General features: G+C 44.7%; 25 protein-coding genes. 15 read left to right on the top strand and 10 right to left on the bottom strand.

What is annotated here, in order from left to right; genetic code table 11:
* Positions 1 to 55: 55 nt before the first annotated feature.
* Positions 56 to 1,300: a glycosyltransferase family 2 protein gene (locus tag QUA56_RS01910; RefSeq protein WP_333352426.1), complete on the bottom strand. Its 1,245-nt coding sequence runs from the start codon at positions 1,298 to 1,300 to the stop codon at positions 56 to 58.
* Between the two features lie 561 nt (positions 1,301 to 1,861).
* On the opposite strand from QUA56_RS01910, the gene QUA56_RS01905 reads away from it, so the two are divergent.
* Both QUA56_RS01905 and QUA56_RS01900 read left to right on the top strand, forming a co-directional pair.
* Positions 1,862 to 2,182 carry a hypothetical protein gene (locus tag QUA56_RS01905; protein ID WP_333352422.1) on the top strand — a complete coding sequence of 107 codons (321 nt, stop codon included), beginning with the start codon at positions 1,862 to 1,864 and terminating at the stop codon, positions 2,180 to 2,182.
* Positions 2,176 to 4,719 (top strand): protein kinase domain-containing protein, encoded by a 2,544-nt coding sequence (locus QUA56_RS01900; RefSeq protein ID WP_333352419.1) that lies wholly within the window; start codon positions 2,176 to 2,178, stop codon positions 4,717 to 4,719. Before QUA56_RS01905 ends, QUA56_RS01900 begins: the two co-directional genes overlap by 7 nt.
* 1,082 nt (positions 4,720 to 5,801) lie before the next feature.
* On the opposite strand, the gene QUA56_RS01895 is transcribed toward QUA56_RS01900, so the two are convergent.
* Positions 5,802 to 6,125, bottom strand: coding sequence for a TMEM14 family protein (locus QUA56_RS01895; protein ID WP_333352416.1), 324 nt, complete (start codon positions 6,123 to 6,125; stop codon positions 5,802 to 5,804).
* 126 nt (positions 6,126 to 6,251) lie between these two features.
* Between QUA56_RS01895 and QUA56_RS01890 the strand changes: the two genes are divergently transcribed.
* The 4 genes from QUA56_RS01890 to QUA56_RS01875 all read left to right on the top strand — a co-directional run bounded on the left by QUA56_RS01890 (position 6,252) and on the right by QUA56_RS01875 (position 10,142).
* Positions 6,252 to 7,556: an ATP-binding protein gene (locus QUA56_RS01890; protein ID WP_333352413.1), complete on the top strand. Its 1,305-nt coding sequence runs from the start codon at positions 6,252 to 6,254 to the stop codon at positions 7,554 to 7,556.
* A gap of 237 nt (positions 7,557 to 7,793) precedes the next feature.
* Positions 7,794 to 8,240 (top strand): tellurite resistance TerB family protein, encoded by a 447-nt coding sequence (locus QUA56_RS01885; protein WP_333352412.1) that lies wholly within the window; start codon positions 7,794 to 7,796, stop codon positions 8,238 to 8,240.
* 291 nt (positions 8,241 to 8,531) lie between these two features.
* Positions 8,532 to 8,945 carry a thioesterase family protein gene (locus QUA56_RS01880; RefSeq protein ID WP_333352409.1) on the top strand — a complete coding sequence of 138 codons (414 nt, stop codon included), beginning with the start codon at positions 8,532 to 8,534 and terminating at the stop codon, positions 8,943 to 8,945.
* Positions 8,946 to 9,170: 225 nt separating this feature from the next.
* Positions 9,171 to 10,142 (top strand): putative 2-dehydropantoate 2-reductase, encoded by a 972-nt coding sequence (locus tag QUA56_RS01875; protein ID WP_333352407.1) that lies wholly within the window; start codon positions 9,171 to 9,173, stop codon positions 10,140 to 10,142.
* Between the two features lie 115 nt (positions 10,143 to 10,257).
* On the opposite strand, the gene QUA56_RS01870 is transcribed toward QUA56_RS01875, so the two are convergent.
* The 6 genes from QUA56_RS01870 to menA all read right to left on the bottom strand — a co-directional run bounded on the left by QUA56_RS01870 (position 10,258) and on the right by menA (position 15,518).
* Positions 10,258 to 11,808 (bottom strand): 2-succinylbenzoate--CoA ligase, encoded by a 1,551-nt coding sequence (locus QUA56_RS01870; RefSeq protein ID WP_333352403.1) that lies wholly within the window; start codon positions 11,806 to 11,808, stop codon positions 10,258 to 10,260.
* A gap of 76 nt (positions 11,809 to 11,884) precedes the next feature.
* Positions 11,885 to 12,979, bottom strand: a complete 1,095-nt coding sequence (locus tag QUA56_RS01865) for an o-succinylbenzoate synthase (protein WP_333352400.1) — start codon at positions 12,977 to 12,979, stop codon at positions 11,885 to 11,887.
* Between the two features lie 11 nt (positions 12,980 to 12,990).
* Complete coding sequence (gene menH / locus QUA56_RS01860) at positions 12,991 to 13,791, bottom strand: 2-succinyl-6-hydroxy-2,4-cyclohexadiene-1-carboxylate synthase (RefSeq protein ID WP_333352398.1); 801 nt, start codon at positions 13,789 to 13,791, stop codon at positions 12,991 to 12,993.
* Between the two features lie 26 nt (positions 13,792 to 13,817).
* Complete coding sequence (locus QUA56_RS01855) at positions 13,818 to 14,228, bottom strand: retropepsin-like aspartic protease (RefSeq protein ID WP_333352396.1); 411 nt, start codon at positions 14,226 to 14,228, stop codon at positions 13,818 to 13,820.
* A gap of 5 nt (positions 14,229 to 14,233) precedes the next feature.
* On the bottom strand, positions 14,234 to 14,479 hold the full coding sequence (locus QUA56_RS01850; protein WP_333352393.1) for a hypothetical protein: 246 nt from the start codon (positions 14,477 to 14,479) through the stop codon (positions 14,234 to 14,236).
* A gap of 142 nt (positions 14,480 to 14,621) precedes the next feature.
* Complete coding sequence (menA, locus tag QUA56_RS01845) at positions 14,622 to 15,518, bottom strand: 2-carboxy-1,4-naphthoquinone phytyltransferase (RefSeq protein WP_333352389.1); 897 nt, start codon at positions 15,516 to 15,518, stop codon at positions 14,622 to 14,624.
* A gap of 203 nt (positions 15,519 to 15,721) precedes the next feature.
* On the opposite strand from menA, the gene QUA56_RS01840 reads away from it, so the two are divergent.
* The 3 genes from QUA56_RS01840 to menD are packed head-to-tail and all read left to right on the top strand — an operon-like array spanning position 15,722 to position 19,324.
* Entirely contained in the window at positions 15,722 to 15,865 is a 144-nt protein-coding gene (locus QUA56_RS01840; RefSeq protein ID WP_333352387.1) for a hypothetical protein, read from the top strand.
* Between the two features lie 56 nt (positions 15,866 to 15,921).
* Entirely contained in the window at positions 15,922 to 17,355 is a 1,434-nt protein-coding gene (locus QUA56_RS01835; RefSeq protein ID WP_333352384.1) for an isochorismate synthase, read from the top strand.
* Positions 17,356 to 17,395: 40 nt separating this feature from the next.
* Complete coding sequence (gene menD / locus QUA56_RS01830) at positions 17,396 to 19,324, top strand: 2-succinyl-5-enolpyruvyl-6-hydroxy-3-cyclohexene-1-carboxylic-acid synthase (RefSeq protein ID WP_333352381.1); 1,929 nt, start codon at positions 17,396 to 17,398, stop codon at positions 19,322 to 19,324.
* Between the two features lie 121 nt (positions 19,325 to 19,445).
* On the opposite strand, the gene grxC is transcribed toward menD, so the two are convergent.
* A complete protein-coding gene (grxC, locus tag QUA56_RS01825; protein WP_333352378.1) occupies positions 19,446 to 19,760 on the bottom strand; it encodes a glutaredoxin 3 in 315 nt (104 codons plus the stop codon).
* A gap of 264 nt (positions 19,761 to 20,024) precedes the next feature.
* Here grxC and QUA56_RS01820 point away from each other — a divergent pair, with 264 nt between their 5' ends.
* Positions 20,025 to 20,240, top strand: a complete 216-nt coding sequence (locus QUA56_RS01820; RefSeq protein WP_333352375.1) for a hypothetical protein — start codon at positions 20,025 to 20,027, stop codon at positions 20,238 to 20,240.
* 231 nt (positions 20,241 to 20,471) lie between these two features.
* Here the strand turns inward: QUA56_RS01820 and QUA56_RS01815 are convergent, their stop codons facing one another.
* Positions 20,472 to 21,323, bottom strand: coding sequence for a WYL domain-containing protein (locus QUA56_RS01815; protein WP_333352372.1), 852 nt, complete (start codon positions 21,321 to 21,323; stop codon positions 20,472 to 20,474).
* A gap of 408 nt (positions 21,324 to 21,731) precedes the next feature.
* On the opposite strand from QUA56_RS01815, the gene QUA56_RS01810 reads away from it, so the two are divergent.
* The 5 genes from QUA56_RS01810 (at position 21,732) to QUA56_RS01790 (ending at position 26,057) form a co-directional block, all read left to right on the top strand.
* Positions 21,732 to 21,938 (top strand): hypothetical protein, encoded by a 207-nt coding sequence (locus tag QUA56_RS01810; RefSeq protein WP_333234691.1) that lies wholly within the window; start codon positions 21,732 to 21,734, stop codon positions 21,936 to 21,938.
* Between the two features lie 137 nt (positions 21,939 to 22,075).
* Positions 22,076 to 22,531 carry a type VII toxin-antitoxin system MntA family adenylyltransferase antitoxin gene (gene mntA / locus QUA56_RS01805; RefSeq protein WP_333352370.1) on the top strand — a complete coding sequence of 152 codons (456 nt, stop codon included), beginning with the start codon at positions 22,076 to 22,078 and terminating at the stop codon, positions 22,529 to 22,531.
* Between the two features lie 90 nt (positions 22,532 to 22,621).
* Complete coding sequence (locus QUA56_RS01800) at positions 22,622 to 22,882, top strand: DUF433 domain-containing protein (protein WP_333080731.1); 261 nt, start codon at positions 22,622 to 22,624, stop codon at positions 22,880 to 22,882.
* Positions 22,879 to 23,259 carry a DUF5615 family PIN-like protein gene (locus tag QUA56_RS01795; protein ID WP_333352368.1) on the top strand — a complete coding sequence of 127 codons (381 nt, stop codon included), beginning with the start codon at positions 22,879 to 22,881 and terminating at the stop codon, positions 23,257 to 23,259. The genes QUA56_RS01800 and QUA56_RS01795 overlap by 4 nt, the downstream gene beginning before the upstream one ends.
* A gap of 56 nt (positions 23,260 to 23,315) precedes the next feature.
* A complete protein-coding gene (locus tag QUA56_RS01790; RefSeq protein ID WP_333352366.1) occupies positions 23,316 to 26,057 on the top strand; it encodes a CRISPR-associated protein Csc3 in 2,742 nt (913 codons plus the stop codon).
* Positions 26,058 to 26,068 lie beyond the last annotated feature (11 nt).

Raw genomic sequence — 26,068 nt, 5'->3', positions numbered from 1 at the left:
ATTCAAAAAAGCGATCGCTCTGGGATATCTCGAAATGCGATCGCTACAATTTCTATTAAGTATTCGGATTTTGCAAGGCTCTACCGCGCCAAGTCCACCCCCAACCTGTTTCGGTTTTAATCGCAGAGGCGATCGCAATTGCCGCCACTAACGCACCTCCCACACCTCCCAACCACCAGTATTTCGTCGGACAGTCGGAAATCTCGGCACCCAAACGTCGCAAATTGTAATGCTGCAAAATTACGATTAGGGATAAACAGATAGTTAACCAGGTAATTGGCAAGTGGTAATTGGTAATTGGTAATTGGTAATTGGTAATTGTCAGAATTTCTGCGAAGTCGCCGTTAACCAGCAAAATAGCTAATGCCAACCACGGCATAGGATAAAGAAATAACATAATTGCGGCCATGTAAACCATCAAGCCCCAACTGCGGTTAGCGCCGAGATACAGATTCTTTGTCCAGCCTTCCCACAATGCGTTCCAAGACCGATACATCCGCACGGATGCCAAATTTGACCCGGCATAAAGTCCGAGCTTTAAACCCGCACGTTTGATGCGCCTAGCTAATTCCACATCTTCCACAATAACGCTTGCAACTGCTTCGTGACCGCCGATTTTTTCGTAGGCCGATCGCCTAAATAGCATAAACGGGCCGCCCGCAAAAGCACTGTCTGTTGTCGGATCGTTGACGGCGGTGAAGTCGTAGCAAACTGCTAGGTGATTGAACATTATCGGTTGCACCAACCACTCGGCAAAACACTCGCAAACCAGCGCTGGCATACAGGTTAGCAAGTCTATTTTTTCGGTTTCTGCTGTGGCGATAGCGGTTTCGATCGCCCCCGGTTTGAGCCGCACGTCGGCATCGATAAATAATAAGAAGTCTCCGGTTGCTATTTGAACAGCTTGGGCGCAGGCCCAGTTTTTGCCCGCCCAATATTGGTTCGCAGGTCGCGGTTGACCTGCTAATATTTTAAGCCGGGGGTCGTTGAGATGCTGTTGCAGGGTTTGCCCGATCGCTAGCGTGTCGTCTGTCGATCGATCGTCTACAATCAAAACCTCTAGGTTGTCCGCAGACAGAGGTGTACTCTCCAAAATGGCGATCGCGCAATCCCGAATATTCTCTGCCTCGTTGTATGCTGGTACGATTACCGAAACTTTGGGGAACTGCGCGGCTGGCCCAGGTGAGAGCCTCGCTGAAATTCTGTCGGTTCGAGGCGCATTTTTGACCGATCGGCGCAAATTCTTAGTGTAAGCTCTACTTACTATGAGAGAAAAAATTAGCAGGGTTAACAATATCAAAGCGAACTGACCTCAAATTTTCGGTGCACGATTTGTCTCCCTAAATATTAAAAAATATTAAAACAAAAAGCTAGTCGATCGCCCGAAAAGTTATTTTGACTGAAAGAATCCAGGATACAAGCCCCCGGATTCATCCGTGGAAAAATAAAAAACCTGTATCCGATGAAACTTGCCCCCCGAATTTATCCGTGGGGTCAAGGCTTCAATCTAAAATCTCAAATCTAAAATCTAAAATCGATTGACCGCCTCCTTTGCTATAATTTGTGAGCATCTTTCCGCTCGACCGCAGCAAGGGGCAAGACCCCTCACCCAGTCAGCGACCGAAAAGCCGAGGATAGATATCAGTTGTCAGAGGAGATTGCAATGGGCGAATTTGTTACAGTCGAGGTGTTGGCGGACGGGATAGCGCTAGTTGGTGCTTTGGGTTTTTTATTTTTGGGATATCAAGCTTTGCAGATGTTGAAAAGATAAAGTATGTCAGAACACAGATGTTGCACCATTGTCAAGAACGGGCAAGATGCCCGTTCCACAAAGAATGAGTTTTCTTGTGGAACAGGCATCTTGCCTGTTCCTAAACAAGTAATTGAGAATGGTGCAATATCTCAGTCAGAAGTCAGAAGTCAGAAGTCAGAAGGAAAGAAGTCAGAAGGAAAAAAGGAAGAGGGAAGAAGTCCGATGGAAGTCGGAAGAAGGAAAGAAAGAAGAAGGAAAGAAACAACTATTCCGAATACCCAATGCCCTGTTTTGCCAATGCCCAATGCCCTGTTTTGCCAATGCCCAGGAACACCTAATTTACCTGAAAAAGGCTATAGAACTGACTCAACAGTGAAACTGTTTCTTGCGAAAATCAACCAAAAAAAGGCTGCGTTATTATCATGGTGAGCCAACTTTTAGATGGACGCTATCAAATCATTGAAGTCATAGAAACAGGAGAATTTGGACAAACCTATCTGGCCAAAGATATTCGCCGTCCGGGCGAACCGCAGTGCTTTGTCAAGCACCTGCGTCCCGGTACCAGCGAACCGAAATTAATTAATACTACGCGCCGTCTTTTTCAAAAAGAAGCAGAAGTTCTAGAAAAGCTCGGTCAACACGACCAAATCCCTCAGCTATTCGCTTATTTTGAAGAAAATGAAGAATTTTTCTTAGTTGAATCCTTTGTTGCCGGTCACTCGCTATCAAGCGAGATTGTACCGGGCAAACCTCTAACAGAAGAAAAAATGATTGCTTTGCTTAAGGAACTGTTAGAAATTTTAGTGTTTGTACACGGACAGGGAGTAATTCACCGAGATATTAAACCGGCAAATTTAATCCGCCGCTATTCAGACAACAAGTTAGTTTTGATCGACTTTGGCTCGGTGAAAGAAATTCACATCGCTCAAAGACAAGCGCCGGTAACTGTGCGGATTGGCACGCTGGAATATATGCCGATCGAACAATTTCAATACAACCCGCAACTCAACAGCGATATCTACGCTTTGGGAATGATTGGCATCCAAGCAATGACGGGTTTGCCCGCTTACGATTTGCCGAAACTGCGGGATTTGAAAAATTCTAATAAAGGCGAAATTGTTTGGCGGCATTTAGCCGCGTGTTCCCAAGCGCTGGCCGATGTTTTGGACAATATGGTGCGCTACGATTTTCGGGAGAGGTACCAGTCGGCTGCAGAAGCTTTAGCCGATTTGAGGAAGATTGGCGATCGCTCGCGGGCGCGGATTCCCAAGCTGACAATATATCGCGAAGAAGTCGATCGGCGCAGCAGCAGCCGCGGTGACATTACAGTCGTCGGTCGGAGAATATTAGAAGAATTGCGCGTCAGTTTGGAATTGTTGCCAGAAGAAGCAGAGGCGATCGAAGATGAGGTATTGAACCCTTACCGCAAATACAGGGAAAAAGGCGAACGCTACGAACAATCGCTGCATGAAGCAATGCAGCAAGAATATCCCTTTTCTCTGGAAACTCGCGACGAGTTAAAACGCTTGCAGCAAGTTTTAGGACTTACCGACGAAGATGCGGCGAGAATCGAAGAATTAGTCGTTCCTAAATCTTTATTCGCTAAATTGTACAAGGCGATATCCACAGTTTTGGAGGGACACCGCAACCTCAATCCGCCATCAGCCAGCAGCGCCCCTCCACTCGAATTGCAGGCAAGTCCGGCGGTATCCCCGCAGGCAAATCTGAACGGAAAAACCGATTTGTCGTTAGCGCAGCCCGCCCCTACGGGGGCTACGCCAACGGAGAGGATCGGCAGCGCAACAGCGATTGTCCCCAAAGAAACTCGCAAATTCAATCCTTATCTCGCCGGGGCAACAATTGCGGCTATCTTAGCTGCGATCGGCGGAATTTACGGATATCTCAAGTTGCAAGAATGGCAGCAGCGAGTGCAGCAAGAATCGCAACAGCTCAATCAAATTGAAGCTCTTTATAAAGCCAGCAATTATGAAGGCTGCATCAGCCAAATACCAACAATTGCCAACACTTCCAGCAGCTATGCGTCAGCTCAAAACATACAGGAACAGTGCCAAGCAGGTCTGCGGTGGAAGAACGCTAAAGTCAAAAATTTCGCTCAGCATTCAGATGCAGTTGGGTCTGTTGCTTTCAGTCCAGACGGCTTAATGTTAGCCAGCGGTTCTAAAGACAAAACCATCCAAATTTGGGATTTAGCTACAGGCAAGTCGATCCGCACTTTTCCAGGAGATTCATCCACCATTTGGTCGGTTGCTTTTGACTCAAACGGTACGAGACTGGCGACTGGAACAGGTTTTTGGAGAGTCATGCTGTGGGATTTGAAAACAGGGCAAGCGGTTCGCAGTCTCGACCACACTGCTTCTGTTTGGTCTGTCGCTCTCAGCCCCGACGGAAAGCTCGTGGCTAGCGGCAGCGGAGACAAAACCACAAAGATTTCAGATGCAGCAACTGGCAGTTTGATTCAGAATTTGCCAGACCATACAGATTTTGTTTATTCTGTTGCTTTCACTCCCGATGGAAAAAGTTTGGTTAGCGCTTCTAAGGATAAAACAATTACAATTGTTGATGTAGCAACGGGGAGGTTGCTAAAAACTCTTCAGGGACACGGCGACCCGGTGAGGTCAATTGCTATTAGCCCCGACGGCAAGACAATTGTTAGCGGTTCCTACGATGAAACTATTAAAATCTGGAATCTAGAAAGTGGAGATTTAATTCGCTCTATCAACGGACATTCTGACGATATTGTCTCGGTTGCTATCAGCCCGGACGGGAAATTTATTGCCAGCGGGAGCAAAGACAAAACTATTAAAATTTGGGATTTGGCTACCGGAGAATTGCTGAATACTTTGACGGGACATTCCGATGAGGTTTATGTGGTGGCTTTTAGTCCCGACGGCAAAACTATTGCTAGCGGTTCTAAAGACAATACTATTAAGTTGTGGCTGAGGTAATACCATTTTAGATTTTAGATTTTAGATTTTAGATTGGAATGACGGGAGCATCTCATATTTGTAAAAACACTTCTTCTGGCTCCTTCCTTCTTCCTCTTTCCTTCTGCCTCAAAACTGAGATTTCTAGCTTGGCTGCAAAAGTGAGATGCTCCCGGAATGAATTACTGCATAATGGTTTGGAGCTTCCCTACAGTTGCATCCTTTTGAGGAACTGGTGTAATTAGTCATCGGTCATTTAATTGCTGCAATTCAGCTCTTTTTTAAAGACTTTGGGAAAGTGCCAAGAAGGTGTTTCTAATACCAATTCTCGCCTCCAGAAAGCAACAATGATGAGTGTGCGTTTGTTTGCGCTCACCTGAGCTCCGGGTGCGTCGCTCAAAGATTGTGGATATTCTTTAAGATTTAAGGGTGGCGACGCACCTTACAGATACTGTTGCATGAGTTTTGAGTATTAGTATAATTCCTCCTCAGTTGGATAATTTTCAGTTGAGTCTTCTCGGATTTGAAAAAAGTAGTAGAGGTTAGCCACAGTTAAAGGGAATATTTCTTGCCAACTCCCAATTGGATTTTTAAATAATTACAATCTCTTGATATAGAAAAAATTGAATTTTGTATTGAATGCTTCGACCTCAACAGTCAAGCGAGATTTAGAGAGCGAGCGCAATGTATAGGTGGAGAGATTGTATCGAAGTTTACGGAGCCAATAAAATATTTGCCGGATTCTTATATGAAGACTTTTAATTAAACGCTGAAAGAGCGTGTAAAAACTCTCGTTCATAAAAGCCAAATGGGAATCAGCGGGCTCGATTTTGAATAGTCTTTGTAAAGTGATTGGGTCAATCATATATCGTTTGATTTTAGAAGTTTTAGTGGCGGTCTCAACCCCAGAATCTGATAATTATACCAATTATTAAAAGTCGCCTATCCCCGCACGGGACACGGTATTGCCGAGTCTATACTCGCGTACTTTTCAGAAGGGGTATAAGTCAGGGAAATAAAAAAAATTAGACTTTAGTTCAAGCTCCCAGTAAAGGCTGTGGAGTGAATCTAAAATCTAAAATCTAAAATCTAAAATCCAATGACTATTGATATTGACCGCTGAGTTCGTAAACGATCGCGCCTAAAGACGCTAAGCTAGCTAAAATTAGCATTCCTGCCGGCATGAATTTTTGAGTTTTAACAAGGCGCACAATAAAGACTATTACTAAAACAGCGGAGATGGCTGCTGCTAATGTTAAACCCCAACTTTGTCCCATGAGTTCTGCGGTGCCGGCAAAAATTAGCAGCGAACCGCTAATCAGGCCGGAAATGAGGGAGGCTTGGCTTTTGGCCTTGATATAACCCATGATGCCGCCAACCAGTGTTAAAATGCCGTAGCCGATCGCCGCTGATATGCCTAAATTCATTTTTCATCCTCGAAATTTCACTCTTTGCATCTAAGTTTATACAGCGAGACCTGCAATTGCGGTCACAAATTGTTAGAAAATTTATTAAACCCAGTCAAGATATCTAACTGTTATACAATTGCCATTATGTCAGCCCTAACTTCTGCTGCGATCGCCCAAATCCGTTACCTCCAGCGCCAAGCAGCATCCCTGCTGCTGTATCAATCGGTTCTCAAAAGCCCCGCAGGTCAAGCTTTTCTCGATTTGCTGCAAGCCCTCCACCACAGCGAAGTCAGCGGTTTGGACTGTCTGACAGCTTACGGCAACTGGTTTAAAGTTCAGGCTGCTAAAAATCTGAGCTGGAAAGATTCTCTGATTTCCGAAATTCTCAAAGACGAAAACCCCTTTTCTCGCCGAGCACAGCAAACAGATTTTGCAAGTTTGCCCCCCGCTTTGGTGGAGGCCGCGCGACATGATTTACAAGTGCTGCAAAATCTTTACGACTGCAGCAGCGATCAGTTGAGCAAGTGGGTGCGGGTAGCTAGTCAACTTGACGCTGTGCCTCCGATTTGGCATTCAGAAGCTGTCAAACAAAATGGCGATTTGCCGCTGCACGGGAAACAGGAAAAATGGTCTAGCGCTGCGGAATCTTTGGCAGTTTATTACCGGCAGTTTGGCACGGGTTTGTTTGCCGAATATCGCGCTTTTGGGTGGCGGGGAGGGCAGTTTGCGAGTATTTCGCATCCCGATCGCATAACTTTAAAAGAGTTGGTTTGCTGCGATTGGCAGCGGGATGCTCTTGTGAAAAATACGGAGTTTTTGCTGGCAGGTTATCCGGCTTTGCACGTCTTGCTGTACGGGAGCCGCGGTTCGGGCAAGTCTTCTTTGGTGAAGTCGCTGTTAAATGAATTTAGCGATCGCAATCTGCGCTTGATTGAAGTATCTAAATCGGATTTGCAAGATTTGCCGCTAATTGTCGAGCAGTTGCGGGGAGTTCCTCAAAAGTTTATTATTTTTGTAGACGACCTTTCTTTTGAGGAAGATGATGATGCTTTTAAATCCTTAAAAGTGGTTTTGGAAGGAAATGTCGCTGCCCGCTCTCAAAATGTGGTAGTTTACGCCACATCCAACAGGCGGCATTTAATTCGAGAGTTTTTTGACGACAGGCCTCGCCCCCGCGATGGAGATGAAGTTCACGCTTGGGATACTGTGCAGGAAAAACTTTCATTTAGCGATCGGTTTGGCTTGACTTTAACTTTTGAACCGGCAGATCAAAACACTTATTTAACAATTGTCCGACATCTGGCAAAACTGGCTGGAATCAAACTCGCTGCTGAGGATTTGGAACACCGCGCTAAAGAATGGGCAACTCGCCGCAACGGTCGATCGGGAAGGACTGCGCGACAGTTTGTTGATTTCCTGAAAGCAGATTTAGCCCTTTTTGACAAGTAAATCGCCTGCGCTGGGAGGGCGGGTTTTAGCCGAGATATGGGAAGGCAATTCAGGAGATGAATCAACCCGCCCTCCCAGCGCCTAACGGCGCAATAAAATTTCTTAATTCTTTCATAATTTTATTGATAACAAATAACTAAAAAGATTTGATATAATTGTCTAAATCCCAAAGAAACCTCCAGAGCCAGAACCCATCCTGACTCCATGAATCCACTACTAAATAATGAGGAAAATATCATGGGTTTATTTGATAAAGTATCGCAGATTCGCCAACAAACTGACGTAACGTTAGGGCCTGCCGAAGCATTTGCGGCGATCGCGCTAATTGCCGTAGCAGCCGACGGTTACATCAACGACAGCGAAAGTAAAGCGATTAGCATGACGCTATCTCGGATGCAACTGTTCCGCAGCTATCCCGATGACGTGATGAGAAAAATGCTCGATCGGCTGCTGATGATTCTGCAACGGCAAGGAGCTCAGGTACTGTTTAATGCAGCTTTGATAACACTTCCTGACGAACTTAAAGAAACAGTTTTTGCTGTGACAACTGATATCGCTTTAGCAGATGGCGAGGTTTCAGAAGAAGAAGAACAACTTTTGAACGATCTTTACGGTGCATTGGAGCTTTCCGAAGAAGTGGCCCTCAAGATTATAGACGTGATGTTGATTAAGAACAAAGGTTAAGAAAGAAGGCGAAGGCGTGAGAAGGGCGAGTTTTACAATATTAGGACTTAGGCAATGGGCATCGTTAAACAAAGGTATATAGTTGCGCTTGGGCGCTCTTAGCTTAGGAAAGAGCGCCCAAGCGCAACTACATACCTAAAATTTAACCCTCTATTTGTGACAGTTGGCCTTAGTCCTAAATATAAGAAATTAGCGCCTACTTAGCTGATAACTTCTCCAAAAGTGCGGGTTTACCTATATGATGGTTAGTAAAATTCCGATCCAATTTGCGATCGCCCGCTACTACCTCAAATGCCTTTCACTTACACCCGCACTGTTCGCTTTCAAGATACCGATGCTGCTGGAGTTGTTTACTTTGCTAACGTTTTGGCGATGTGCCACGAAGCTTACGAGGCATCTCTAGCAGCATCGGGAATCAATCTCAAAGCATTTTTCAGCAATCCCGAGGTTGCCTTTCCCATAATTCATGCTAGTGTAGATTTTTATCGCCCGATGTTTGCGGGCGATCGGCTGATGGTTCAATTAACGCCGAAACAAGTTACTGGCGATGAATTTGAAATTGCCTATCAAATATTTTCTGAAGAAGTTGCAGGAAGAAGCGCGGCGAAAGCTCTGACTAAGCACGTCTGCATCGATGCAGTTACCCGAACTAGAAAACTGCTATCTGAAGACTTGATGCAGTGGATGAGAAAATTTGAGAGTTGAGTTTTCAGATTAGTTCTATCTTTAAATAATAGCAGCGAATGGCAGTCAGTCGATTTTAGATTTTAGATTTTAGATTTTAGATTTACTTGCAGCATTGAATCTGGGAGTTTCAACTTTGGTCTAAAATTTTGGACTGATCGCGACAGGAGTACGTGGCAAGGTATCCGTTTTTGAGCGGGGTCTAATTTCTTTTAGGTTGAGAATTTTTTCGGAGTTTTTGATATTATGTCAAATCGCAATTATGCCATTGTCGGCACGGGAGCTTTAGGCGGATTTTACGGTGCTAGACTGCAACAAGCAGGTTTAGAAGTCAATTTTTTGCTACGCAGTGATTACGATCGCGTCAAAAAACACGGTTTGATTGTCGAGTCTCCCGAAGGCGACTTCACCCTCCCCCACGTCCGCGCCTACCGCGACGCGCACAAAATGCCTCAGTGCGACGTAGTAATTGTAGCGCTGAAAACAACTCAAAATCACTTGTTGCCCAAAATTTTGCCTCCTTTATTAAAGGATAACGGCGCGGTTTTAGTATTGCAAAATGGATTGAATACGGAACCGGAAGTAGCTAAAATTGTCGGTGCAGAACGAGTGGTGGGTGGGCTGTGTTTTCTCTGTTCTTATAAAGTTGGGCCAGGTCACATCTGCCACCTAGATTACGGCACTATCACGCTGGGAGAATATGCCCAAGACTACAAAGCAATCGGTATTACTAATAGAATGCACCAAATTGCTGGGGATTTTAGACTTGCTCATATTCCTATTAAAATGAGCGAAGATTTGCTATTATCAAGGTGGAAAAAGCTGGTTTGGAATATTCCTTATAACGGGTTGTCTGTAGTGTTGGATGCGAGAACAGACCAACTGATGGCTAATCCCGATACTCTGATTTTAGTCCAGGAAATCATGGGAGAAGTGATAGCGGGCGCAAAAAGCTGCGATCGCATTATTCCCGATGACTTTATCCCACATATGCTCGAATACACTGAGAAAATGAAGCCTTACCGCACGAGCATGAAAATCGATTATGATGAATCGCGACCCCTGGAAGTTGAGGCGATTTTTGGTAATCCGATACGGGTGGCTGAACAAGCAGGTATTAAGTTGGGGCAAATAGAGGTACTTTACCGAATGTTGAAGTTTGTGGACGTTCAAAGACAAGAAGCAGAGAGGACGAGAAGGCTGTTAGGTTTGTCGTAATTGGTCAGTTGACTGTTGACTGTTGACTGTTGACTGTTGACTGTTGACTGTTGTCAGGAGTCGGAAATAAGCATGAGAAATTCTGCCTTCTGCATTGATTGCGATCGCCTAATAATTATTGATATTCGATCGCAATTTCTTGCAATTGTTCTCGATTGACTTTGCCTTGAGAATTGCGAGGCAATTGTTCGACGATTACCCAATATTTCGGCCGCTTAAACTTGCTCAACTTATCTTCTATTGCCGCTTGCAGATTTTTGACAGTAACTTCGGAATTAGCGGGAACGTAGATAGCCGTGACGACTTGACCCCAATTTTTGTCTGGCAAGCCAATTACAGCAATATCCGCAACTAAATTAGTCGATCGCACAACGGCTTCAACTTCCGCCGGAAATACATTTTCTCCGCCTGTGATAATTTTGTCGCTGCTGCGTCCGACGATATTTAAGCAGTTATTTTTATCAAAAAATCCCACATCGTCTAATTGGAAATATTCCCGATCGCCAAATTGTTCAGGATAATAACCCAACGCTAAAGATTTAGCATTTACCGCAATATTTCCGATTTGATTATCGCACAAAATATCGCCATTGGCACTGCGAATAGTTATTTGAGCGTGCGGTAAAGTTTGACCGGAACTGTTATTGCCCGCGAGAAAATCTTCGGGTTTTAGTGTAGCAATTTGCGAAGCGGTTTCTGTCATGCCGTAACTGGGGGCTAATTTGATTTGATAATTTCTAGCTGTTTCTAAAAGTTCCGGCCAAGCGGGAGCACCGCCCAAAAGTACGGCACGAAACCGTCCCAGCCAATTAGCTGTATCTGGGTTTTGCAGCAGCCGTTGCAGTTGAGTTGGAACTAAAGAAATGAAAAATTCTTCGGGTTCGATATCGCTTTTTTTACCATTTTCTAATTCTTTAAATGGCTGAATTGCCAGTTGTCCGCCGGTAGTAAACGATCGCATGAATTGCATTAAACCGCTGACGTGGTATAACGGCAAAACGCAGAAAGAGTTGATTTTGTCAACTTGAAAATAGTGTTGAAAACCTTGCACTGATGCTGTTAGCGTTTCCCAAGTGTGGATGGCAAAACGAATTTTCCCTGAAGAACCGCCGGTGGGAATCATGATTGATGGTAATGGGTAATTGGTAATTGGTAATTGGTGAGGGTTTTTATTTGGGTCAGTTGGAGATGCGCTTAATCTGAAATCTTGCACCATTCTCAAGAACAGGCAAGATGCCTGTGAAGCGAGGAGTGAATTTGATTGTGGGGTGGGCATCTTGCCCGCCCCTATAAGACTTATTGAGAATGGTGCAAGATGTGAGATTAATTCCATTTTATTGAGATTTTCCAGTGCTTTTTGCCCGAAAAATATGTCTGGTTGGACTAAATCAAAGACTTGTTCCCATTCTGATTTTACCCAGTTGGGATTGCAGAGAAAAATCGGGCATTTGGCGGCACGGGCGGCGATGAAACTGGCAAGAAATTGCACTGGTTCTGGTTCTGCGATGCAAATTTTTGGGGGTGTTTTCTGTGCGGGATTTTGGGTGATTTCTTGAAATAGCCGATCGACAATTCGGGCAAATTCGCGACTGTCACAACCGATAAGCCAATTATCGGGCAAGCGATCCGCGAGATCCAGAATATTTACTGTTAGATTTGTTGCCATAGATGCTTTCACCAAGTTTCTCGATTCAAAACAATTACCTAACCCGCTTGATTTAGTCGTGGGAGTAATCTAAAATCTAAAATCTAAAATCTAAAATCGAATGATTGTCATCGAACCAGCAATCCGTGCCGAAACCGAGTGCTCTCTTATTTAAAGATAATTCTGTTGCTAAATTTAATGCTGCTTGTCTGCCGATTTGGGTTTCAAATACTGATGAGAAAACAGCGTCAATATTGTGAGTTTGACACAATTTTCGCAGTTGGGATGGAGAACCAGCAATCGCAGGTTTAATGACGAAAATTCCCCGCCAGCCTTGGCTGTAGCACTCTTGGATGCGATCGAGGTTGGCGGCGGATTCGTCTAGGGCGATCGCAGTTGCATAAATAGCATTCAATTCTACCATTTCCTGAAACTGTGTTACGGGCAGCGGCTGTTCCAAAAATTCAATGTCTGGGGAAAAATCGGGAGTTGCTTTTACCTTGTCGCAAGCTTCCAGCCATGTTTTAGCCTGCGAGTAACTGAGTCCCCCGTTGGCATCTAGCCGCAAAAATGCCGGTTGTCGATCGCACAAATTGTGCATAGCCTTAATTAGCTGCTGAAAAATCTTTAATTCTTGTTCAATTGCAGCAACGCCAATCTTCCATTTAAACGTGCGATATCCCTCTAACCAAAGCATTTGTAAAGCCGACAAAGCTGTTTCTCCTGCCGGTAATAAACCGCTGAACCGATTTTTGGGTATTTTGTCTTCTGGAAGCAGTGAATTTTCCTCGTTCCCAGGCTCTGCCTGGGAATGCTTTTCTGGCGGCTCTGCCGCGTGTAAAATCGAGGCAGAGCCTCCTGATCTGTGTTCCCAGGCAGAGCCTAGGAACGAGTTTAAAAAATTTGATAGTGCTGACTCAAAGCCAAATTGACAAGCAGGCAATTCAGCGGAAATAGCGAAAATCATCTCTTCTGAAAGATTAGCCGACAACGAGTTACAAAAATCTAAAGCTTGGTCAAAAGTTTCGGAACCAAACCAACTCAAAGGAGCAATTTCTCCCCAACCAATGCGACCATTCTCGCCAACAAGTCGCAGGATAATTCCTTCGCGAATATCCCAAATGCCGTGACTTGTTTGCAGTGGACGCTTAAATTTTCGCTGATAACTGCGAAACTCGAATTGATAAAGCATTTGTTTTTTAGTTAATCATAAAATTGTCTCACAAGTGCGACAAACTGATCGATATTTTCAAAATGGATGTTGTGACCAGCTTTTGGTACAATTTCCAGACTAGCGGCCGGACACAATTTGGCAATTTCGGTATTTATAGTTGTAAATTTATCATCATATTCTCCCGCTAGCAAGAGGATTGGAATTTGATTTTGGGCGAGTTTTTCCCAGAGGGAGGGCTGGTTGCCGGTTCCCATGTTGCGGAGGGATTTGGCTAATTCTAAGGGATTGTTTGCTAAGCGGGTTTCTATGAGTTTGTCGAAGTTGGGAGAGTTTTTTAAAGATTTGAATAAAGGGCGATCGTACCAGTTTAATAAAAAATCTTTAATGTTGCTATTTTCCAGGTTTTGTGCTATCTGTGAATCGGCTTGAATGCGGTGCGATCGCTCTTTTTCTGTCTTCAATCCCGGAGAAGCTGACTCTAACACTACTTTCTCGAATCTTTCTGGAAAATGTAATGTCATGTAAAGGGCCAATCGCCCGCCCATTGAATAGCCCAACAACAAACATTTGTCTATTTGTAAATCATCTAATAACTGTATCAATGCTTGGGCTGTATTTTGCATATTGTAGCAACTTTCGTCGCCGATTACTCTGGTTTCTCCGTGACCGGGAAGATCAACTGCTAGACAGCAATAACTTTTAGATAGTAAGGAAATGATGGGACTAAAGTCTTGACAATCGCAGGTAAAGCCGTGGAGTAATAAAATTATTGGCTGATTTTTGTGGCCCGTTAAGGAATAGTGAAATTGATATTTTTTAAAGTTATCCATATACAATTATTAGTATAACTGCCCTTTTACTGAAATCTAATTTCCGCATCGCTAACAGAGATGACTGCCTGAAAACGAGTGAGAAAGTCCATACCAAGAAGACCATCTATACGAATATTTGGCGGTATATCGTGGGCAAACACGTCAAAATTTTCTATTAGTTGACCCACGCAATTAAACCAAGATACATTAATTACAGGAACATAGATTCTTCCTTGACCTGTAAAGATTTCTTGCCTGCGTAGAGGATTGCGCGTATCGTAACCCAAATCCTCTAATGTTTTAACTGGCAATATTGTGTAGCTGGCTCCCGTATCTACCAATAAACGCACCCGATACTCAGTAGCGTCACCATTATTTCCACCAATGGTTGCTTGCACCGCGAGCAAATTTCGTCCGTGACGCAACAAGCGATAAGCTTTTTGATAATCTGGCATTTTTGTTACAACATAGCTGCTAAGTCTTCAGGGATAGGGCCGGTGTATTCTATTGCAACCGATTTTCCCTTCCTTGACAAAGCATTATTGTAAAGCAAATCGCGCTCCGGTGAGTGTGCTAAAACTTCACCTCGAATTACATTCAAATCCTCATCCAGTTCAGTGTAAGCAATTAGCACCCACTCGCTAGGATATAAGCGGATGATTTCTTCTAGGCTGAGGATTTTGTCAATTTCTACTTGCGTACTCATGCTTTTTTTCTCCTTTTTTACGATTCAATGTGAGGTACGGATTGCTGAATTAAAGAAGATTTTGAGAAGTTACCCAACTCTGCCAACTCCCTCAGCTTAGCAAACCATACCTCCATTTTACCCGAATTCTCGATCGCCCGCTTTACAATACAAACCCCAACGCCAGCAGCAATCCGCTCGAAAAATGCAGCTTAACTGCGATAAACTTAGAGTTGCTGACCTTTGCCGGTTGGTCGTGATAGTCCGTGACATGGCGGCAAAGGTCGATCGCAAATGGCAAACTCCCAAAAATTAACAGCGTCCAAATTGGGAACATTCCCAAAGCCACAAATAGCACAGTCAAACCATAAACGCTGCCGCACAACCACTGCAACAACTCGGCACCTTTTTTCGTACCCAGCCGAACAATCGGCGATTTTTTTCCCGCCGCCAAATCGTCCTCAACTTGATGAAAGTGAGAACAAAATAAGATGATACTCGTAGTAATTCCCACGATTGCCGAAGCCACAAAATTAGTTGCAGACCAAGTTTGAGTTTGACTGTAATAAGCAGCGGCGAAGGCTAGCGGCCCGAAGGTAAAAAAGCAGATAATTTCCCCTAAACCCTGATAGCCAAGACGAAACGGTGGGCCTTGATACGTGTAACCGAGAGCACAGCACAAAACTACCAGCAAAATTACTGTTGGGTCTTTTTGCCACCAGCTTATGGCGCAGATTCCCGACACTCCGACTGCTAACAATAGATTTGCCAGCCAGAAAATTAAAGCTTTATTTCCGGTTAAATTAACTAGGGAATGCGCTTTGTTTTTATCGATGCCTGTTTCCGAGTCAAATACATCATTGCTGAGATTCAGCCATGCTATAATCAAAATGGCTGAAATTAAAAATGTCGAAAAAATTGACGAATTAATCGTTTGATTTTCGGCAAAAGCAATTGCAGTTCCTACTGAAATAGGAATCACCGCAACGCTGTACATGGGCGGCTTGATTGCCGCCAGCCACAATTTACTATTTGGACGTTCAATTAACTTTGTTGTCATCACACAAACTTGATTCAATTGATAGCAGCTTAGTAATTTTACAATTCTTGGTGAAGAAAGTGTACTCTGTATCCGGTTGAGTGCGCGGAGGGCATCCGTTGAGAGGCTTTGCGGGCGATCGCGCGCCCGGTAATGCCCGCCTGCAAACCTCTGCGGGGTCGATCGCCTTTTGTCGAGATTTAGCCGCTCAATCTTAAAGTTTTATGTCTAAATGTTTCGATCGATCGCCCGTTGGCGAAGCTTGCAGCTATTGGATCGTCTGTTTTCTGCCCGCAGCCAGCCCAAACTGTCGGGAAACTCGAAAGGTCATGTTTTGCGATCGCCCTCCCGTGCTTAGATCGAAATAGGGGTTCTAGCGGGACAAAACCGCACTCTTTCTGACAAATCTGCTATTCTCGCTTTCATGACAGTAATACCGCACCGCGCTAATCTTTTACAAGACCGCAATCAACTGCATCAGTTTCTGTTAGATTGCCAGCAGTCTTTAACAGAAAAAGATCAAACAAAAATAGTTAGTATTTCTCAGGAGATTGCCCCCGTCGATCCGCTAGTTGTACTTCAAGATATTTCCGAACCTTGCCAGCGACACTTTTACTTTGAAAAAAGAGACCCTATTTCAGGCAACAGTTTTGCGATCGCCGCCCTAGATTCGGCCATCCATCTAACAGTAGCAGGAACCGAGCGATTTGCCCTCGCTCAAAATTTTATACAATCTTGTCTTGCCCGGACAATTACCATCGGTACGGAACGCTTGCCCTTCAGCGGGCCGCACTTTTTTTGTAGCTTTGCTTTTTTCGATGAGAATGTCGCCACCAATTCTTACTTTCCACCAGGAACCGTATTTTTACCAAAATGGCAGATTACTCGCCTGAAAGATAGCTGCACAATTGTTGCCAATGCCATCATAAACCGAGATATAAATGTTAAGATTATTACTGATAATATTTGGCAAAATTTTGATAAAATTGCGTCTTCCCATTACAAAAAAATAACTTCTATTAGCAACAGTTCGATATCTTTAAAACAAATTCCTGTGAATGATGCCGCTCAATTCAAAACATCTGTCAAGTCGGCTTTAGAATTGATCCGCTCTCAATATTTCAGTAAGATTGTTTTGTCCCAAGCAATAAATGTCATTTCCCAAACCCCTTTTAGTTTAATAGATTCCTTAAATAACTTGCGCCTCACTTATCCAGGTTGCTACGTATTTTCCACCAGTAACGGCCAAGGTCAAAATTTTATCGGTGCCAGTCCAGAACGCTTAATCAGCATTCACAAAAATGAGTTAGTAACAGATGCCTTAGCCGGTTCCGCACCGAGGGGAAAAACAGAAGCAGAAGATGCGAATTTAGGCAAAGGTTTACTCAACAGCGAAAAGGATATTCGAGAACATCAAGTTGTGATTGATTTTATAGTCGATCGCCTGTCGAGTCTCGGTATCAATCCCGACTTTTCCCAAATTCCCAGGCTGCTGCAACTGTCAAATATTCAGCATTTGTGGACACCCATAAGGGCTAGAATTCCCCGCGATATTCATTTATTAAAGATTTTATCCCAACTGCATCCAACGCCAGCGGTGGCGGGCGTACCGAGAGATATTGCCCTACAGCAAATTCGCGGCTGGGAAAGCTGCGATCGCTCTTTGTATGCAGCACCCCTGGGCTGGATCGATCGCACCGGCAACGGCGAATTTGCCGTCGGCATTCGATCGGCTTTAATCGACGGCGATCGGGCTATACTTTATGCTGGTGCTGGTATTGTTGCCGGTTCGGAACCAGAAAAAGAACTAGCAGAAATTCAACTGAAATTACAAGCACTTTTAAATGCTTTAGTTTAGGAATATATCATAAAATATCATCGATCGCCAAAATAACCAAATGCTTGACTTTCGGAACAAAAACACTCTCTGGGCTTCCATACTAGCAGAGACTTTGCAGCGACTGGGATTAACTACGGCCGTGATTTGTCCCGGTTCGCGATCGGCACCGTTGACAATAGCCTTCGCCCAGAATCATCAAATACAAACTATCCCCATACTCGACGAGCGATCGGCCAGTTTTTTTGCATTAGGAATTGCCAAAAAATCCGGTTTGCCAACCGCCCTAATTTGTACCTCGGGAACTGCCGCTGCCAACTTTTATCCTGCGATAATAGAAGCCCGAGAAAGCCGAATTCCCCTGCTAATATTCACAGCAGATCGACCTCCAGAACTGCGCGACTGTCACGCCGGACAAGCGATCGACCAAGTGAAAATATACGGCAATTATCCCAACTGGCAAGCCGAATTAGCGATACCTTCTGCGTCCACAGGAATGCTAGACTATCTGCGCCAGACGATCGTGTATGCTTGGGAACGATCGCAATTTCCAACTCCCGGCCCCGTTCACCTCAACATCCCCTTTCGCGACCCGCTTGTACCCGTTCCAGACATAGCTGTAGAAGTTTTAGAAACACAATTCAATCCCGAAGAATTCTTTGCAGGATTAGAACCCATTTTCGCAGGAGAAACCTTTATTGTGGGGCAGGCATCTTGCCTGCCAATTTCCAGAGACGGGCAAGATGCCCGTACCACAACCAGAGACGGGCAAGATGCCCGTACCACAATACAAGTTATTGACTCCACAATCCAAAAATGGCAGCAATGCAGCAAAGGGATAATTATTGCAGGCGTTGCACAGCCTCAATTTGCCGAAAAATACTGTAGTGCGATCGGCCAAATTTCCCAATTATTAAACTGGCCAGTATTAGCAGAAGGATTATCTCCCTTAAGAAACCACGCCCAACTCAACCCCCATCTAATTTCCACCTACGATTTAATCCTGCGAAACTGCGAACTAGCAGATAAATTAACCCCAGAAATCGCCATTCAAATCGGAGACTTGCCCACAAGCAAAGAACTGCGAAACTGGTTAGATAAAACCCAACCCAAACGCTACATAATCGACCCCAGCCACCACAACTTCGATCCCCTACACGGCAAAACAATTCACCTGCGAACCTCCGTAGAAAATCTCGCAACTATATTAACTCTTGTCCCCCCCCTTATTAAGGGGGGGTTAGGGGGGGATCGAGCCCCTGTCACCACTGCTATCTCCCGTCCAGTCCTCCCCCTTCTGGGGTTAGGGGGGGTTCTAACCTCTGAGTCAAACGAATACCTCCAACTTTGGCGCAATACCGAAATCCAAGTCAGACAAACAATAGACCAAAAAATATCAGCAATTAACCACATAATCGAACCAAAAGTTTCCTGGCTGCTTTCCCAAATTTTGCCACCCGCAACACCAATATTTATTGCTAACAGTATGCCCGTCCGAGATGTTGAGTTTTTCTGGAAGCCGAACAACTTAAAAATAAAACCTTTTGTCAATCGCGGCGCTAACGGCATAGACGGCACATTGTCAACAGCTTTAGGAGTGGCTCACCGCAATCAAAGCAGTATTTTTTTAACAGGTGATTTAACACTTTTGCACGATACAAACGGTTTTTTAATGAAAAATAAATTTATAGGTCATCTGACAATTATATTAATCAATAACGACGGTGGCGGGATTTTTGAAATGTTGCCAGTTGCCAAATTTGACCCGCCCTTTGAAGAGTTTTTTGCCACGCCGCAGCATATCAACTTTGCTCAGTTGTGTGCAACTTACGGCGTGGAACACGAGATAATAGACGATTGGGAACAGTTCAAACAAAAATTAAGTTTTTTGCCAAATAGCGGGATTCGCGTCTTAGAATTGCAAACAGACAGGCGATCGGATGCTAAATGGCGGCAAGACAATCTAAGTAAATTTGCCAAAGATTTGTAGTCAGGACTTTTGTCAATAAGCCTTTCGCGGGCGGGCTCTTCGGCCCACCCCACAAGCAGAAAATTCACTCTTTGTGGAACAGGCATCTTGCCTGTTCCGGGAAATGGTGCAATATCTCAGTTTAAACTGCTGGTTGAGCTAGCAGCGGATCTAACTCTCCATCTGCATCGAGTTTGTGAATGTCATCGCAGCCGCCTACGTGTTGGTTGTTAATGAAAATTTGGGGCACGCTGCGGCGTCCGTTAGCCCGATCGGCCATTGCCTTTCTAGCGGCTTCATCGCCATCAATTTTGTATTCCGTGAAATTTACGCCTTTCCACCACAGCAAAGTTTTGGCGCGGATGCAATAGGGACAGGTTTGCCAAGTATAGATTTCCACATTGGCTTTGATGCGATCGGGCTTGCGGCCCAAGAGAGGATTGAGAAAATCAAGCATTTTTGGTACTGGGGTAAAAATTAAACTGGTTGAGGGATTAACGATCATTTTAGCGAAATGCCGTCAGCCCCACGTCCTACCCAAAAATCGGCGCGGGATGGAATTGCCTGTAGCAACCTGTGGCCCTGTGACCCAAGTCACAACTTTACTCTACTCGGATCACTGGCTTTCACCCAAAATAATCACCTTCCTCACCTCATCAATGTCACCGATCTTTTCGGGAAACAAGGAGATGATTAAAACATCGAATTCAACCGCACTGCCATGAATCCCGTACAACTCCTCCCCGGCGCTATCTCTGAAATCCTCGCTTCTGTAACCGATACAGGCGTTTTGACTCTAGCCGATCGCTACGGTTTGATGGCCGCCACCTTCGACGACTCTCTGAATGACGAAGAGAGAGGCTGCGTCAACCGCTTGCTGCGGGCGGTACTTAGAGGCCGGGTGAAAATAGTCAACGAACTTTCAGCAGCATTCTAATCGGGATTTGAAGTTTTGTTCTGAAAGCAAGGTGAGTCAGCGGTAGATAAAAATAGTGGAAACTCAGGCAGGAGTGGAAACAGCGGTAACTTGAATTCGATTTAAAGTTTTCTCCTCTAACTCAACAACGGTTTTTTTCTCAAAGCAGCCTGTAAAGGCTGCTTTTTTTTTGGACGGCTAATCTGTTATTTCCGTAGGGAAACGGCATTGCCGTGTCCTCGATCTGGTGTTCTAATCGCGGATTTCGAGGTTGTACTGGCGGCAGAGGTCGATCAGTTCTTGTTGGAAGCGATCGCGCACATTCTGGGGCGAGACAATCACGCAGTCTTTGCCGTACCGGCGCACGTCTCGGAACAGCCAGAACAGGTTGGATACGCGCTTGACTACATGACGCACGTCTCCCACCATTTCATTTGCCACATCTTCATCCGGTTTTAATTCATAGTTGTTAGCCAATCCTCTCAAGAAGTGTAAGTATACTTCCAGATAGTCTATGGTTTCGCGCCATTGTTCACTTGCAGGTAACAAATTAACAATCTTGTCCAAACGCAAACACCGATTGTGAGCTAATTCCGGGATTTCTCTGGAGTCAGCATCGTCGCACCAGATTTCTAGGTACAGGCGCTTGTCGTAGAGGCGAATTTTGGCACTGCGGGCAGTAAATTCGCTCACTTTGTCTTTCCGTGACTGGTAAAACAGCCTGAACGGTTGGCGGTCGTCAATCAGTTGATTGAGTCGAAGCCGCCACGCTTCGGCAGTTTGGTTGACTTGTTCGAGCAACTTTTGCCGGAAAGGGGTTTCCAGATTGGCTTTGTCCAAAAGTAATGCCATGACGATCTGGGCGGCTTCGACTTCGCCCTCGTCGTTGAGGAATTTGACGGCTTTGTTCAAGGATTGTACCTGCACTGAATTGAGGGTAAAGGGTTCGCCCACTTCGATTTTTTGTTGGGCGATCGCGACCAGTAACCCAGACACACTGGGACTTTTGCCCCAGAAGATACCGAGGCGAAGGGCGATCGCCTCTAGCTGTTCCTTTGTTCCGGTCGGAATTGAAAGTGTAATTGTCTCTTTTTTGCGGGACATCAAACAAAGTGTAAATAGATACTTGACAGATTTGGTTTTTAATGTAAATATAATTTTAGTGCAATTACAAATCTCATAGATCGCAAATGTTGCCGTGCAAATTCTAGAGCCAACAAAAAAAGCCAGAGGCTAGCTCCGGCTTTCAAGCCCTAATAGGTATTTGTGTGAAAGACAAGGTTATTGTCTCGATCGCGGTACTCTTTCAATTCCTGAAAGGCATTTGTGTATCTATCTTAGCGTGAAAGCGATCGATCGGTTCAAAAATTTTACTTTATCGCTGTACTAACCCAAAACGTATGGTAGAGTAAAAAGCAAGCCAGACATAAAGCCAGCTCGCCCGTGTTTAAATTACTTAACTCTTAGAATAGAGCATGGCTGGTCTGGTTGTAAACCTACGCAAATACAACCATGACAGATAATCTTCCGAATCAAATGCTTCGGCTGATGTCCGATGGGCAATGGCATAGCGCCAATGAGCTAATCGAGAGTGTTAGCCATCGGTTTTCAGCAACCATGCACATTCTGCGAAAGCAAGGCTATCAGTTTGAGAAACGTCGCCTCAGCGGACAACAGCACGAATACCGACTGTTGCTGAACGTCAATAATAGGATGTAATGCTATTTTGTCAGGGGGTTTGAAGGAATTTTTCTCTTTCTACCCCTGTAAAGATAGAGTGCTAGAGACAAACTATTCTGACAACAGAAAATTTGCTGTCCTAGTCCTCGAATTTGTTTACTCTACAAAAGTTAACTATGCTACAAATTTCCCCAACGCTGACTGAACTTCAGGAAATTGCTTCACAACTTCCCGAACAAATTCCTTACCTCAAAATGCTAATTCTCTTTGGTTCTCGTGCTAGAGGTGATATTCACCCCACAAGTGATTGGGATTTTGCGGCACTTTACGATGAGGAACTTAGACAAGCGTCTTGCAAAGATAGAGGATTTGCTTGGTTTGAAGTTCCCGGAATTTTGGGTGAAGTTTTTAGAATCAATAGTGATGAAATTGATGTTGTTGAGTTAAATCGATGTTCACCTCTCATTGCTAATTTCATTGCTCGTGATGGAATACTTCTTTACGAACAAGAGCCAGGTGAGTTCGAGAAGTTTATAGAAGCTCATTTCATGAGTGAGGCAGAGTTGAAAGAAATAGAACGTCAACTTCGCCAGAAGATTGATAATTTTCTTGAAGAATGGGGTCTAGTATGACTGCTTTAATATATTGCCCGCGATATATCCAGCAGGTTAATGACCAGTGGATTTGTTTAAAGGAATTACGTGAAATCTGGAGGAAGACCAATGACTAGAGATAATTTACTTTCCCGAATTTCGATCGATCCAAATATTTGTTTTGGAAAACCTTGCATTCGCGGCCATCGGATTTGGGTTTCCCTAATCCTTGACTACCTAGCTGGAGGAATGGCTGTTGAGGAAATCCTAGAAGCATATCCCAGCATAGAAAGAGAAGATGTATTCGCTTGTATTGCTTATGCTGCTGAAGTAACGCGAGATTATTATGCCGAAATTCCATTAGGAAAAAAGGAGGAAGCAGCAACGTGAAGCTAAAACTAGATGAAAATGTCGATGTTCGCGTTATCACCTTTTTACGTTTGGCAGGGCATGACGTAGAAACAGTCGTAAGTGAAGGTTTGACTTCAGCACCCGATGTGGAACTTATTAATGTTTGCCATCAAGAGGAAAGATGTTTAGTTACTGCCGATCGCGGTTTTGGCAATCGGATGCGGTTTAATCCATCTGAATATGCGGGGATTGTGGTGATTCGGCTAACGCCTCGTGCCAATTTTAGCGAGTGGAGAGAAGCAATAGAAACATTAATTCTCGGATTGCAGCAAGCAGAAATTCTTGGCAAATTGTGGATTATTCGACAGGGCACTATTCAGGAATATCAACCCATTGAACCAGAGGAAACAGAATAATGCCAAGCATGAAAATTAAAATTTCACTCCTTAAATAAATTTATTATGGCAAAATTATGTCACTAAAAAGTCTGCTTTTTGACGAAGAACCTCAAACTTTAGACCACCGCTACTTTAGGGAAGTTCGTCCTCAACTTTACCAACTGCATACCAATCACGGACAGTATGGCACTCGCCAAGGACGCACCCTTGCCGAACACCTCGATTCGGCTTGTCAGTTCGTTTTAACGGTTAGCAAAATTGCCGGAGTTCCCGATGACAAACGCGCTTGTATTCTGGCCGCGACTGCCGTTCACGATTTGAATAAGCTGGCAGACGACGGACGCAATGTTAAGACGTTGGCACGCGATCGCCCTTTTTTGTTACAACAACTCGATCGCGCCTGCGTTGCCCAATTCGCCCAAACCGATGCCGAACTCGAACTCGTCCGCCGCCTGATAGAACGCCATTCCGGCCACAACGCCAGCGATGGAATGCGTTTTTTGCCTGAAGACCCCAACATCAAACGTTGGGCTGCGATGTTGATTGGGGGCGATTTATTTGACTTGGGAATTGAGGAAGACAAGCGCATTCGCAAAGTTGAAACCGAGTTAACCGTTGCCTTGGGTCGTCCCAGTCAGTTATTTAATGTCACTCTTTCCGAAGACCGAGGTTATTTAACTTCGCTGTTGCTGTCAGCTTGTGAAGAGGTTTTGCACGATCGCCATTTGCATACTTTGGCGATCGATCCCAACGGTCAAATTTTTGTCGGAGAAGCCTTTCCCGACGGCGATTTAAGCTTAATCATTGCTCAAAAATGGCAAAAAAAGATCGATCGCGTCTTTAGCAGCAACGTCGAACAACTCGTGAACGCCACCAAAGACGGCATCAAAATCGACCCGCAAGCCATTCAACAAAATCCCGAAGCAACTTTAGACGAAGTAGATAAGTTACTGGTAAAAAAAGCCAGCGGTTACAAAGTCGAAAAAGTCGCCAAGGATATTGACAAATATGGCGGAGATGCTGGAGAAAATGCCGTTGCCGCAGCCGCTGCTGTCGGCTTGCATCCAGTTTCCAATGCCGATGAATTTGCCATTTCTGAAGGACTAAAAACCGCTTACCTCAGCTATCGCGCCGCCGAACTCAGCCCCAAGGAGGTTTGGGATCGAATTGCAACGCAAGTCGGATTATCCCCAGAACAGCGGGCGGCATTGGAACCGTTTAACGCCCAATACGGACGCTGTTTGTTTGCGGCTAAATCCATCGAGGGCGATCGCGAACAGAAGTTAGAAAAGGTATTTGCCACCTTAGAAGACTCATTTCAACTGCGCGCTAAAGCCGAAGAGGTAGACGTATCTGAAGAATTAGTAAATGCCGTTCGGCAACTACTCAACTTTTCTACACCTGCGAACTGGCAAGGCTTTAACGAACTCACAGCCTACATTGAAGCTAACCCGCGCCAGCGCTGTTCCTTGGGGACGACTTCGCTACAAATCGGCGAATTGAGTTCCCCAAAAATGCCACCGGGAACCAAAGTCCAAGCTTTTTCCAATCGCCTTCCCGGCGGCATGATTGCTGAACCCAAACGGCGGGCAGATAACTTATCGGCATTAGGTTATCAGTTGATGGCAGTTGGTGCAAATTTCCCAAATTCTGTCAAACAAGACCCGCTATATCTTCACTTTGCCCTACCAAAAGGATCGAGTGTTGAACTCAGAACAATTTGGCAAAATTTTCTGAGAAATACCGCAGCCAAGAATGAAGATGGGACAGTAACAGTTGACGAAATTAAACTTTACCGCGAAAACGAGATAGTTTTTCAATCCAACAAAATGGTTGGCTTGGCACTGCCAAAACGTCCTGAATTTATCAACTCAACGGTGACAATTCCCGTGCTGTGGGGAGAAGTTAATAACTCGGTGGCGTTGCTAAAATCGCTCAGATTGGCGTTGCAAATGAGTTTGGAATTTGAGTTTGGTTTTCCCTTTGTTTTGGGTGCCAATCTGGAAGTCGAACCAATTTGGGATTTTTTCGGAAAAGTTGAGGGAATTCCGTCATCTTTGCAGCCACTATTAGGCAGCGGTCAGTATCGGCGAAACGGTCATTTATCCAAGGAAGAACGGCGCACGGCAGTCACGGCAGAGCAAGTTTTAGAACGGCTGCGCTGTATCGGCAAGCTAGCTATTTCGGTGGCAACTATTCAGAAAAAAGATGACTGTTTGTACGACTTAGCGCGGGCGGCAACTCGTCCGTTAAGTTTCTATTACGTCCTGCTGCGCTGGCTGCTGCGGGAACAAGATGACCCCAATTTGGAGGCAATTTGGTCGCGCATAAAAGAACCTTTGAATACTTTACTGAGGAGTCTCATGTCAGAAGAACACGATCGCGTTTCTAGCTATCTCAAGCAAGCCGCACACATTGCCGAATTTGCCAAGTTGCGGGGCAGTTCCTTCCGCCGCACTGCCCAAACTGAGCCGTTTTCGGAATTTATCAAAGCTGTGCGATCGCGCAAATCTCATATGGATTGGGACACGGTATTTGCCGCCCTAGTGCAGCAATATCACAACCGTCTCGATCGCATTCGAGAACACGGCGTGGGTGCAACAAAATACGAACAAGTCAAGCAGTTTTATCAAGTTTTGCAACAACTATTTGAGGAGGTTTATCACTCGCGTCCCGAACGACTGCTAACTGATAGCAAAACCCTCGAAGCTGCCTACTTGTTTTTTTTACAAGAAGCACGTCAAGAACTTAAGTCTAAAACCGAATCGGGAACCACGTCTAAAACCGAATCTGAATCCACATCTGTAAACAACTAGGAGAATTCAAA

The sequence above is a fragment of the Microcoleus sp. N3A4 genome (genome assembly GCF_036701805.1).
GTDB lineage: Bacteria > Cyanobacteriota > Cyanobacteriia > Cyanobacteriales > Microcoleaceae > Microcoleus.
This window is presented reverse-complemented; position numbering and strand designations above follow the sequence as displayed.